Source organism: Sulfitobacter aestuarii, from assembly GCF_042685005.1.
GTDB lineage: Bacteria > Pseudomonadota > Alphaproteobacteria > Rhodobacterales > Rhodobacteraceae > Sulfitobacter > Sulfitobacter aestuarii.
The window spans coordinates 21,710-33,059 of record NZ_JBHUMP010000024.1; the positions used below are offsets into that span (position 1 = coordinate 21,710).

14 protein-coding genes are annotated in these 11,350 nt (G+C 64.8%); 9 read left to right on the forward strand and 5 right to left on the reverse strand.

Going from position 1 to position 11,350, the window contains the following annotated elements; all coding sequences use genetic code 11:
• The first annotated feature begins 1 nt into the window (after window position 1).
• From cbiE to cobF, 7 genes are read left to right on the forward strand one after another with little or no spacing between them, the layout of a single operon-like run.
• Window positions 2-1,183, forward strand: coding sequence for a precorrin-6y C5,15-methyltransferase (decarboxylating) subunit CbiE (cbiE, locus tag ACFSUD_RS17735; protein WP_386375841.1), 1,182 nt, complete (start codon window positions 2-4; stop codon window positions 1,181-1,183).
• Complete coding sequence (locus tag ACFSUD_RS17740; protein WP_386375842.1) at window positions 1,165-1,557, forward strand: cobalamin biosynthesis protein; 393 nt, start codon at window positions 1,165-1,167, stop codon at window positions 1,555-1,557. The genes cbiE and ACFSUD_RS17740 overlap by 19 nt, the downstream gene beginning before the upstream one ends.
• The gene (cobM, locus tag ACFSUD_RS17745; protein WP_386375843.1) at window positions 1,554-2,336 is read left to right on the forward strand and encodes a precorrin-4 C(11)-methyltransferase; all 783 of its coding nucleotides are present in this window, start codon (window positions 1,554-1,556) and stop codon (window positions 2,334-2,336) included. The genes ACFSUD_RS17740 and cobM overlap by 4 nt, the downstream gene beginning before the upstream one ends.
• Window positions 2,333-3,658, forward strand: coding sequence for a cobyrinate a,c-diamide synthase (locus ACFSUD_RS17750; RefSeq protein WP_386375844.1), 1,326 nt, complete (start codon window positions 2,333-2,335; stop codon window positions 3,656-3,658). Before cobM ends, ACFSUD_RS17750 begins: the two co-directional genes overlap by 4 nt.
• Window positions 3,655-4,380, forward strand: a complete 726-nt coding sequence (cobA, locus tag ACFSUD_RS17755) for a uroporphyrinogen-III C-methyltransferase (protein ID WP_386375845.1) — start codon at window positions 3,655-3,657, stop codon at window positions 4,378-4,380. Before ACFSUD_RS17750 ends, cobA begins: the two co-directional genes overlap by 4 nt.
• Window positions 4,377-4,682 (forward strand): DUF1636 family protein, encoded by a 306-nt coding sequence (locus ACFSUD_RS17760; protein ID WP_386375846.1) that lies wholly within the window; start codon window positions 4,377-4,379, stop codon window positions 4,680-4,682. Before cobA ends, ACFSUD_RS17760 begins: the two co-directional genes overlap by 4 nt.
• Entirely contained in the window at window positions 4,679-5,446 is a 768-nt protein-coding gene (gene cobF / locus ACFSUD_RS17765; RefSeq protein WP_386375847.1) for a precorrin-6A synthase (deacetylating), read from the forward strand. Before ACFSUD_RS17760 ends, cobF begins: the two co-directional genes overlap by 4 nt.
• 119 nt (window positions 5,447-5,565) lie before the next feature.
• On the opposite strand, the gene arfB is transcribed toward cobF, so the two are convergent.
• Complete coding sequence (gene arfB, locus ACFSUD_RS17770) at window positions 5,566-5,988, reverse strand: alternative ribosome rescue aminoacyl-tRNA hydrolase ArfB (RefSeq protein WP_386375848.1); 423 nt, start codon at window positions 5,986-5,988, stop codon at window positions 5,566-5,568.
• Window positions 5,989-6,081: 93 nt separating this feature from the next.
• Between arfB and ACFSUD_RS17775 the strand changes: the two genes are divergently transcribed.
• A complete protein-coding gene (locus ACFSUD_RS17775) occupies window positions 6,082-6,465 on the forward strand; it encodes an STAS/SEC14 domain-containing protein (protein ID WP_386375849.1) in 384 nt (127 codons plus the stop codon).
• Between the two features lie 439 nt (window positions 6,466-6,904).
• Here the strand turns inward: ACFSUD_RS17775 and ACFSUD_RS17780 are convergent, their stop codons facing one another.
• The 4 genes from ACFSUD_RS17780 to ACFSUD_RS17795 all read right to left on the reverse strand — a co-directional run bounded on the left by ACFSUD_RS17780 (window position 6,905) and on the right by ACFSUD_RS17795 (window position 10,752).
• Entirely contained in the window at window positions 6,905-7,525 is a 621-nt protein-coding gene (locus ACFSUD_RS17780) for a queuosine precursor transporter (RefSeq protein WP_386375850.1), read from the reverse strand.
• Between the two features lie 254 nt (window positions 7,526-7,779).
• The gene (gene mepA / locus ACFSUD_RS17785; protein ID WP_386375851.1) at window positions 7,780-8,718 is read right to left on the reverse strand and encodes a penicillin-insensitive murein endopeptidase; all 939 of its coding nucleotides are present in this window, start codon (window positions 8,716-8,718) and stop codon (window positions 7,780-7,782) included.
• Window positions 8,718-10,088, reverse strand: coding sequence for an MFS transporter (locus tag ACFSUD_RS17790; protein ID WP_386375852.1), 1,371 nt, complete (start codon window positions 10,086-10,088; stop codon window positions 8,718-8,720). Before ACFSUD_RS17790 ends, mepA begins: the two co-directional genes overlap by 1 nt.
• An 88-nt stretch (window positions 10,089-10,176) precedes the next feature.
• Complete coding sequence (locus ACFSUD_RS17795) at window positions 10,177-10,752, reverse strand: acyl-CoA thioesterase (RefSeq protein ID WP_386375853.1); 576 nt, start codon at window positions 10,750-10,752, stop codon at window positions 10,177-10,179.
• Between the two features lie 133 nt (window positions 10,753-10,885).
• On the opposite strand from ACFSUD_RS17795, the gene ACFSUD_RS17800 reads away from it, so the two are divergent.
• The gene (locus tag ACFSUD_RS17800) at window positions 10,886-11,173 is read left to right on the forward strand and encodes a YggT family protein (protein WP_386375854.1); all 288 of its coding nucleotides are present in this window, start codon (window positions 10,886-10,888) and stop codon (window positions 11,171-11,173) included.
• Window positions 11,174-11,350: the final 177 nt, after the last annotated feature.

The following is an 11,350-nucleotide window of genomic DNA, read 5'->3' on the forward strand; positions in this document are numbered from 1 at the left end:
CATGAGTGATCCCTGGCTCAGCATCATCGGATTGAACGAAGATAGCCTCGCGGGTCTGTCGCCTGCAAGCCGTGCCGCGCTGGATGATGCGGAGATCGTCTTCGGCGGGAAGCGGCATCTTGAACTGGCCGAGATCGGCGCGCGGGGCCGCGCCTGGCCGGTGCCGTTCGCGCTCGATCCCGTGCTCGAACATCGCGGCAAGCGTGTCGCGGTGCTGGCCTCGGGCGATCCCTTCTGGTTCGGCGTCGGCGGCAGTGTCAGCGCCGTACTGGAGCGCGGCGAATACCGCGTCTTCCCGGCGCCATCGACCTTCTCGCTGGCGGCGGCGCATCTGGGCTGGAGGCTCGAGGAGATCACCTGCCACGGGCTCCATGCCGCACCGCTGGCACAATTGCGCGGCGCGCTGGCGCCCCGCGCACGAATGATCTGCCTGCTACGCGAAGGCGCAGCATCTCGGGAACTCGCCCAATGGCTCACCAACCACGACGCCGGTGCCGCCAAGCTCTGGATCATGGAATCCCTCGGCGGCCCGAAGCAGCGTGTCCGGCAGACCGTGGCCGAGAATTTCGACCTCACCGATGTGACCGCTCCCGTCGCCGTGGCCGTGGCGCTGCCCGAGAATGCCGGGCTCTCGCGCGCCTCCGGCCTGCCCGACGAGCTTTTCGCCCATGACGGGCAGATCACCAAACGCCCTGTCCGCGCCCTGACCCTGTCGGCGTTGGCCCCGCGCCCGGGCGAGCTGCTTTGGGACATCGGCGCCGGGTCGGGCTCGATCTCGGTGGAATGGTGCCTTGCGGGCGGGCGCGCTCTGGCTTTCGAGACCAAGCTCCTGCGCGCCGCCAACATCCGCCGCAATGCCAGAGATTTCGGGCTGGCGAACCGCCTCACGGTGATCGAAGGCAATGCGCTGATGCGGCTCGATGAACAGGAACTGCCCGATGCGGTCTTCGTCGGCGGCGGCGGTTCGGATGCGCTGTTCGAAACACTGTTCAAATTGCTGCCCGAGGGCACCCGGCTGGTTGCCAACGGCGTCACGCTGGAGACCGAAGCGCGGCTCGCCGCGCTGCACGCCCGTCGCGGTGGGGAATTGTTGCGCATCGAGCTGGCGCAGGCGGCACCGCTGGGGCGGATGCGCGGCTGGCAATCCGCACGCCCGGTGGTGCAATGGAGCGTCGTGTTGTGAGGGTCGCGGGCATCGGATTTCGCGGCGCGGCCGATCTCGCCTCCCTGCGCGATGCGCTCACACTGGCGCAGGGCGATGGCGCGCCGCTTCAGGCGCTGGTGACCGAGGCGGCCAAGGCTCGCAGCGAGGTGTTTCGCGCGCTGGCGCAGGAATTGGGCGTGCCGGGGCTCGGCATTGCGGCAGATGAATTGACACAGATGATCACCCCGACGCAATCGGCGCGGATCAAGGACCGTTTCGGCACCGGCTCGCTCTGCGAAGCGGCGGCCCTGGCGGCGGCAGGGCCGGGGGCGCGGCTGGTTGCGGCGCGGGTCGTCTCGGGCGATGGTATGGCAACGGCGGCGATCGCCGAGAATGAAGGAACAGACACGTGACGGTACATTTCATCGGCGCCGGGCCCGGCGCTCCGGATCTGATCACCCTGCGCGGGCGCGACCTGATCGCTTCCTGCCCGGTCTGCCTCTATGCCGGCTCGCTGGTGCCCGAGGCGCTGCTGCAGCATTGCCCCGACGGCGCCAAGGTGGTGAACACGGCGCGCATGTCGCTCGATGAGATCATGGCGGAAATCGCCGAGGCCGATGCCGCCGGTCATGACGTGGCGCGGCTGCATTCAGGCGATCTTTCGGTGTGGTCGGCGATGGGTGAACAGCTGCGGCGGCTGCGCGAGATGGGCATTGCCTATGATGTGACGCCGGGCGTGCCCTCCTTCGCTGCCGCCGCTGCCGAACTTTGTGCCGAGCTCACCCTGCCCGGTGTGGCGCAATCGGTGGTGCTGACCCGCACCTCGGGTCGCGCCACCGCCATGGCCGAGAGCGAGAGTCTGGCCAATTTTGCCAAGACCGGCGCGACTCTGGCGATCCACCTGTCGGTTCATGTGCTTGAAAAAGTGGTCGATGACCTGACCCCGCATTACGGCCCCGACTGCCCGGTCGCCGTGGTCTGGCGTGCCAGCTGGCCCGATCAGCGCATCGTCAAGGCGACGCTGTCGACCCTGCGCACCGCCATCGGCGAAGAGATGGAGCGCACCGCGCTGATCCTCGTCGGCCATGCGATCGGTGCCGAGGATTTCGGCGAGAGCCGTCTGTATGCGGGCGACTACGACCGCCGCTTCCGCCCGGTCGGCACCGATCCGCGCTTCCCGGAGACGTCATGATCCCGCCCGGCCTGCTGATTTCCGCGCCCTCCTCGGGCACCGGCAAGACGACGTTGATGCTCGGCCTGCTGGCGGCGCTGCGCGCGCAGGGTGTCGAGGTGCAGCCGTTCAAGAGCGGCCCGGATTACATCGACCCGGCCTTTCACACGGCAGCCTCGGGTCGTGCGTCGTTCAACCTCGACAGCTGGTCGATGGCCGGCACCTGCATCGACGGGCTAGTCGGCAATGCGACGGGGGCCGAGCTGATCCTGTCGGAAGGCTCGATGGGCCTGTTCGACGGGGTGGCGGTGCCGGGCGCTTGCGGAAATGGCGCAAGCGCGGATATCGCGGCGCGGATGGGCTGGCCGGTGGTGCTGGTGCTCGATGTCTCCGGCGCGGCGCAATCGGTGGCGGCCACGGCGCTGGGGTTCCGCGAGATGCGCCCCGATGTCACGCTCGCCGGTGTGGTGCTGAACCGCGTCGCCTCGCCGCGCCACGAGACGCTGGTACGCGCCGGGATGGAGGCGGTCGGGATCAGGGTGCTGGGCGCGCTGCCGCGGCGCAAGGAGATCGAGATGCCCGAGCGGCACTTGGGGCTGGTACAGGCAGGCGAGCAGGAAAACCTGCCGCAGATCCTCGCCGAAGCGGCGGCGTTTATCGCCGAACATGTCGATATCTCCGCCCTGCGCGCCGCTGCCACCGGGCATCTTCAACAGGTCACGGCCCTGTCCAGCGTGGTCCCGCCCGGCCAGCGCATCGCGCTGGCGCAGGACCGCGCCTTTGCCTTCGTCTATCCACATCTGCTCGACGGCTGGCGCGCCGCCGGGGCCGAGGTGCTGCCGTTCTCGCCGCTCGCCGATGAAGCGCCGGATGCGCGCGCCGATGTCTGCTGGCTGCCGGGCGGCTATCCCGAGCTGCACGCAGGGCAGCTGGCGGCGGCGAAGCGTTTCCGCGACGGTCTGCGCGATTTTGCCCAAACCCGTCCGGTGCATGGCGAATGCGGCGGCTACATGGCGCTCGGCGCCGGGCTGGTGGACGCCGACGGCACGCGACATGAAATGACCGGGCTGCTGGGGCTCGAAACCTCCTTTGCCAGGCGCAAGATGCATCTCGGCTACCGGCTCGCCGACCTGCACGCGCCGATCCCCGGCCATGACGCGCGGGCGCGGCTGCGCGGCCACGAATTTCACTATGCCACGATCCTCGCCGAGCCCGACGCGCCGCTGGCGAAGATCAGCGACAGCAATGATCTGGAAGTGCCTGAAACCGGCTCGTTCCGCCGCTTCGAGGGCGGCGGGCAGGCCACCGGCACGTTCTTTCACATGATCGCGGAGGCATCATGAGCGGTTTCGTCTCTTTCGTGTCCTCCGGTCCGGGCGATCCGGAATTGTTGACCGTGAAGGCGGTGAAGCGACTCGAGACGGCCGATGCGGTGCTGTTCGATGATCTCTCGTCCGGGCCGATCCTCGAACTGGCGCGGCCCGATGCCGACCTGATCGGTGTCGGCAAACGCGCCGGGCGCCCCTCGCCTAAACAGGATCACGTGAGCCGGGTGCTGGTCGAATATGCCGAGGCGGGGCTGCAGGTGGTGCGTCTAAAATCCGGCGACAGCGGCATGTTCGGGCGCCTTGAAGAAGAGATCACCGCCCTGCGCGCCGCCGGTATCGGTTTCGAGATCGTGCCCGGTGTGACCAGCGCATCGGCGGCGGCGGCCGCCGCCGGAATTCCGCTGACAAGGCGGCTGACCGCGCGGCGCGTGCAGTTCATCACCGGCGCCGATGTCACCGGCGAGCTGCCGCCGGATGTGAACATGGCCGCGCTCGCGGATCCGGCGGCGACCACGGTGGTCTATATGGGCAAGCGCACTTTTGCGGGACTCGTAGCGCGGCTGATCGCGCATGGCCTGCCGGAGGACACGCCGGCCATGCTGGCCGAGGCGGTTTCGACCCCGGCGCAGCGCATCGAGCGTTTCACCATCACGAGCCTCGCAACCCATCTGGAAGCCACCAGCAGCACCACCCCGGCGCTGATCTTCTACGGACCGCTGGCGGAGTCGGAGGCATGAAGGTGTTCGTCTGCACCAGCTGTTCGGAGCGCAGCGCGGCTCTGCTCGACGAAGTTGCCGAGGTGCTGCCCGAGGCCGAGGTCTCGGGCATCGACTGCATGTCAGGCTGCACGCGCGGTCAAAGCGTCGCCTTCCGCAGCCCCGGCAAGGTGGCCTACCTGTTCGGCGGGATCACCGAGGCGGAGCTTTCCGAGCTGCGCAACTTCGCAACCCTCTACGCGGCGTCGCCCGACGGCACATTCGCCGATGCGCCGGTGCTTGGCGGGCTGCGCCACAAGGCCTTGGCACGGATACCGGGATGAACATGAAACTGACCCTGATCGGCATTGGCACCGGCAATCCGGAGCATCTGACGCTGCAGGCGATCCGCGCGATCAATGCGCAGGACCTCATTCTGATTCCGCGCAAGGGGGCGGGCAAGTCCGATCTGGCAGGGCTGCGCCGCGCGATCTGCGCCGAGGTGCTCAGCAATGACGCGACCCGGATCGTCGAATTCGATCTGCCGGTGCGCGACGAGGCGATTGCCGATTATCGTGAACGGGTCGATCGCTGGCATGACGCGATTGCCCATCAGTGGCAGGGCGCGATCACGCCGGGCGCCCGGAAGGTGGCGCTGTTGGTCTGGGGTGATGCCGCGCTTTATGATTCCACCTTGCGAATCGCGGCACGGCTCGACCCGACGCCGGAGCTTGAGGTCATCCCCGGCATCACCTCGCTGCAGGCCCTGACCGCCGCCCATGCCATTCCGCTCAATGAGATCGGCGCGCCCTTCGTGGTGACGACCGGTCGGCAATTGCGCGATAACGGATGGCCGGAAGGTGTCGATACGGCTGTGGTGATGCTCGATGGCGAATGCAGTTTCCAGAGCCTGCCCCCCGAGGGACTGGAGATCTGGTGGGGCGCCTATGTCGGCATGAAGGAAGAGATCACCCGCGCCGGGGCGCTGGCCGAAGTGGCGGGCGAGATCATCGCCAAGCGGGCCGAAGCAAGGGCGCGGCACGGTTGGATCATGGATATCTATCTGCTGCGCAAAGGCGGCTGGAGGCGGTTCCCCGCGGGGAACTAAAAGTTGTTATTTCGTAAATACTTACGAGATATTACCGGGCGTATCTTAACCGATCTGCGGGAATATCGTGCAAATTCAGGCATCCGGCATCCGCCCGCGTTAACCTTCGATCCGACGACCTACGCCTCCGGATCGATCTTGCCGCGCATCGCCTTGACGTCGCCGCGCACCTTCTTGGCCTTGAGACGGCGTTTCTTGGAACCGAGCGTGGGCCGTGTCGGGATCCGGCGTTTCGGGGCGACCAGCGCCTTGCGGATCAGCTCGGCGAGGCGCTCCCGCGCGATGTCGCGGTTGCGAGCCTGGCTGCGGGTCTCGTCACATTGCAGGATCAAAGCGCCGTCATTGCTCCAGCGCCGACCGGCAAGCCGCCGCAGCCGGGTCTTGACCGGGCGGGGAAGCGAGGGCGAGGTCTCCGCCTCGAACCGCAGCTCGACGGCGCTCGCGACCTTGTTCACATTCTGCCCGCCGGGACCGGAGGCGCGGATGAAATTCTCGGTGATTTCCCAGTCCTGAATCGCGATCTCGTCATTGATATGCAGCATGCGGCCTCCTGGCGCGCATCATCGCATTGGAACGCGTCGGGGTGAAGGGGCGTTGATGGGATGGAGCAGCACGCTTCGGGAAAGGGCGTCTGAATGTTGATTTTACCTGCAATTGCCCAGGTCGGCACCAGCCGCGATGATCTGCTGGCTTATCGCGTCACCGGCGCGATCAGCAGCGCCGAGATGGATCAATTTGCCGAACATCTCAATCTGGTTTTCGACAACCATGATCGTGTGGATCTGCTGATCATCTTTGACCGATATCGCGAAGCGGAGGGGGCCGATCTCTTCGATTGGGAAGCAATCCGGTCGTGGTTTCGCGCCGGATCGAAGGTGGGACGGTATGTCGTGGTCGGGGATGCCGATCACGCCGGGGAATTGCTCGGCGGTCTGTCGAGTATCTTGCCGGTGACCCCGGAAATTTTCGATGAGGAAATAGCCGCCTGGCGTGCCCTTGATGCGCGGGCGGCAAGCTGAGCGGCGCGTCGAGCTGACCGGCGCTTTTTCAAGCGAGCGCGCCATGGCAATTGTCGGAAGCCATTCGGACCGCACGCCGGAAAGTCGGAGCGCACCTTTCTCTGTCTGACCCCAGCGCCTATCTCGCTTTGATCGTCTATCTTGCTTTGATCTTGAAACCAAAAAGGGCCGCCCCGCAGTCGGAGCGGCCCTTTCGAATGGTTTCAGGAGGTGGCGCCGGTTAGATCGGCGACCCACCCGGGATGCAATCCGCCAAGGGCTGCCCTAGCTGGAGACCTCCCGGGCTGTTCCGACACCTCGCTCCAATACCTTTCTTGACACTGGATCACCTCCTTTTCGCTTGTTGAACTCACCCTGAGCCTGACACAGGATCTCGATTATCCAAAGCGATTTCTGCCTCGGATTTGAATCAATATTCGCGCTTAAAAGAGGCGACTTCTCAGCTGGGCTGACGCAGGTTGGAGGTGATCAGACGAAACGGAATCAGCGCGATCAGGGCGAGGCTCAGCTTGACCGTCCAATCGGCCAGGGCAAGCGACATCCAGAGCGGCGCCTTCGGCCCCTGGCCAAGCAGCGGGAGCATCTCCCCGGCCCAAGAAACGTCGTTTGCCGGTTCGAGGAAGGAAAGTGCGCCGGAGAATGCAATCGAGAAGAACAAGATTGTGTCCAATGTCGAGCCGATCAACGTGCTTACCAGGGGCGCGCGCCACCATGGCCGCGCGGATATCGCCGCGAAGATCGACACATCGACGAGCTGTGCCACAAGAAAGGCACAGGCCGAGCCGAGGGCGATGCGGAACGTCACCAGCGGTCCGAACTCTCCGCTGATCTGGGTGCCGATCAGAGAGCAGATCAGCCCGACCACGAAGCCCGCCAGCACGACGCGGCGGGCGGCGGATTGACCGTAGACGCGATTCATCACATCGGTGACGAGGAAGGCGAAAGGATAGGTGAATGCGCCCCAGGTCAGCCATTGGCCATAGAGAAACTGGACGAGAATGTTGGACGCCACGACGATGGCGGCCATGGCGAGAATGCCGGGAAGGTGGATGCGTGTCATATCTGAACCGTTTTGTTCAAGGGTGCGGCGACTTGGTCGGCGGGGATCGCAGACGCGCGCGGCTTACGCAAACCCTGCGTGCGGTGCAAGATATTCCTCGGCACCCGAGAAAGACCCGCCGCCGCCGCGGGTCTGTCCATGCCCTGTGCGGCGGCGATGATGGGCGTTCGGTTCAATCCAGCCGCGTTCCGCAGACCCGGCCTCACTCCGAAAGTTTGCGGCATGTGTCGACCGCACGACCCCGCAACTCCCGTTCACTTGGCGTTGAGTACGGCCTGGCATTGCGCGGGCAGGTCGGCGAGCAGCAGCTCGCGACGCAGCTTGGCCTTCGGCGCGTTCGGGTCAGGCGGCGGCGGATTGAGGATATTGCGTTGCCATTGTTGCGCCTCGGCACAGCCATCACCCGCCGGTGGCGGCGACTGGTTGACGCAGCCGCGCAGTCCCGCGGGGCAATTCAATCTCACGTGGAAATGATAGTGATGCCCGTACCAGGGCCGGATCTTGCGCAGATAGCTGCGATCGCCGCGCTCATCCGCGCACATCTGCGCCTTGGCACCCGGAAAGACGAAGATTCGTGCGACCCGCGGATCCTGCGCCGCGGCTTTCAGTATCTGATGATGCGAGCTGGTCCATTTGTCGTTGACATAGGCTCCGTTCGCGCGGCGCATCGAGATCGACGAGATGCTTTCGCGCTGCGCCCGGCTCAGATTCAGCGACTGGGGGGGCAGCATCCAGATATCGGCGTCGAGTCCGATCTGATGACTGCGATGCCCGGTCAACATCGGTCCGCCCCGGGGCTGGCTCATATCGCCGACATAGAGTCCGGCCCAACCCGGCAGCTGTGCCGCCTTGGCGCTCAGGCTCTGAACGAAATCGACGGTGTGCGGATGCGCCCAGTTGCGATTGCGCGACAAGCGCATGGCCTGCCAGGTCGGCCCGGTCTCGGGAAGCTGCGCGCCACCGGCGAGGCATCCCTTGGCATAGCTGCCGAAAGCGGCGGAAGGCTGGCCGCTGCTGCTGGACTTGGCTCCGAACAATCGTTTCGCCTCGACATAGCTGAGCGCGCCGCCGGAGCTGCCGATGGTCGGCAAGACAACTTGCTCACCGCTGATGTCGGTCTCCGTCCGGTCGCCGCCACAGCCTGCCAAGACGAGCGCAAAAGCGCCGCAGAGCGCCAGTCTCTTCAATGTCATCAGGTGAAATCTCCCTCTGGTTTGACCCATGCTAACAGGATCAATCCGAAAAGAAACAGGCCAATGACCGGGGTCACGCCAATCCGCTGGCTGCCGCTGACATCGCTGGCAATCGCGATCAGCGCCGGGGCCAGAAAGGAGGTCGCCTTGCCGGACAGAGCATAGAGGCCGAATGCCTCGGTCATCCGGTCCGGGTCGCCCTGGCGGGTCAACATGTTGCGCGAGGATGCCTGCAACGCGCCACCCGCTGCACCGATGGAAGCACCGCTGAGATAGAAGAGCAGATCCGGCAGAGAGGAGCCCTCGGCCAATGTGATGCCGAGCACGGAGGTTGGGTTGAGCGAAATGATCAATACGGCGGTCAGGATGAGAAGAATACAGCAGGCGACGATGATCGGCATGGGACCGACGCGCCGATCGATCCGGCCGCTGATCCAGCAGAAGAGCGCACCGGAAACCGCAGCAAGGATTCCGAAGATCCCGATATCGATGATCGTCCAATTGAGCACGCCGAGCGCATAAATTCCGCCGAACGTATACATTCCGTTAAGTCCGTCGCGGTAGAACATGGAGGAGCCAAGATAGGCGAGCAACGACGGATGGCGCGGCAGGCGGCGCAGGGTCCGGGCAAGATCGGCAAATCCCTTGCCGATCCGATAATGTGCTGACGCGGAGGAGGGTCGATCGCGGAAATGAAGGAAGAAGGGAATGATGAAAATGGCATACCACAACGCGGTGAAGGGTCCGACAATGCGTGTATCGGCGCCGGTGGTCGGGTCCAGCCCGAAGAGCGGCGGGAACCCGACCATCGTCAGCCCGGAAGGTCCGGCCTGGAACAAGGCGACCATCAGGATCAGCGCGAGGACGCCCCCGGCATAGCCGAAGGCCCAGCCGGACCCGGAAATCCGTCCGCGCTCGTCGCGATCGGGCGCCAGTTCCGGCAGATAGGAATTGGTGAAGATCGTGGCGAATTCCATGCCGATAAGCCCGATCCCGAAGAAGAACAGCGCCCAGAGCACCGAGAAATCCTGCGGAGACGTCCACCACAAGGCACCAGCGCCGACCACGTAGAGGGCCGAGAAGAACCAGATCCACGGCATCCGCCGCCCCGAGGAATCCGCCACGGCACCAAGTATCGGCGCCAGTACAGCGATCAGCATCCCCGCCGCGGTCAACCCATAACCCCAATAGGCTTGCGCCTGCGCGCGCGCGGCGCCGGGCGCCATCCCCTCGGCGATCAGGGCGGCGGTTGCCGTCTGGGCGAAATAGGGTCCGAAAATGAAAGTCAGCAGCAGCGTATTGAACGGTTGGCTCGCCCAGTCAAAAAAATACCATCCCCAAATACGTTTGCGCGCGGTGATCTCAGCCATTCCTTGCCCCCTGGATTCGCGCAATGATAGAGCAGTGTCTTCGGCCCCGCGCAAGCAGAGCCGCTGAAAAATTAATGGTTTCTACGCTTTACCTGGAGCGGTGCTGCCTCTCGCCCATATCCTCGGCATCCTGCATCGGAGGCCAGGGTCTGTTTCCATCCGCAGCGATCCAATCGCTGACCCAGCCCGGCATCTTCGGAGATTCCTCTTGCTGGCCGAGGGCATCGAGCACGTATGATGGCGCAATGATACCATTTCGGTCGGTCACGGCGGCGCGGTAGAGCACATGGCTCGCGCATTCGCCGCTACGTTTCCACATGCTCTGCTCCAGATAGATGAACTTGTCGTCCCAGCACAGCGCGCGACTGCGCATCTCGAAGCGTTCGAATCCATGGATGCGCCTGCGAAACCGGGTCGATGTCCCCGCCATGGTCAGTCCCCACCTGCGTTGGTGCAGCACGGCGATCAGCCCGGTGCGCGCGGCAAGGGCGCTGCGCCCGAGGTCATAGAGCGAGAGCGCGCGACCATTGTTGAGCTCGAGCCAGATGTCGAGATCATGCGGCCAGCAGATATGGTGGCTCACATGCATGTCGGTCAGCCGGGCGAGGGGCGGCTGCCGCCGGGCCAGGGCGACATCCTTGATCAGGCGGACAAACGGGAACATTGGGGGTCTCCTTGCAGCGTCTCGTCGGTTACTGGACAGGCCCCATTCGCAGGGTCAAGCGCAACCCCGCGGCAGGCTTGCCCTTTCGCACCGCGCTGCTTAACTGGACCATGTATATAGAGAAGGATCCTCAATGACGTCGCTGTTCCAAATCCTGATGCTGCTGCTGAATATCATCTGGTTCATCGTGATCGCGCATGTGATCATGTCCTGGCTGATCAACTTTCAGGTGCTCAACCTGCGGCAGCCCCTGGTGGCGCAGATCTGGGACGGGCTCAATCGGTTGCTCGAGCCGGTCTATTCGCGGGTACGTCGCCTGATCCCGCCAATGGGCGGGCTCGATCTCGCGCCGCTGATCGTGCTGATCGCGGTGGCGGCAGCGCGGATCGTCATGGTTAACAACGCGGCCGCGTTCTACTGATCATGTGGCCATGAACAGAGGCAATGAGCCGGACAATATCATCGGGGCGCCTTCGGGCGTCCCTTTTCGTTTCTCGGGCGACTCGGATTCAAGGGACTCCCCCCACCCCGACTCGCCCTTCCACCGCGGCGAGTCGCGCGGGGCTTGGGGTTTGCTGCGGGTGAATCGCAAGATCTG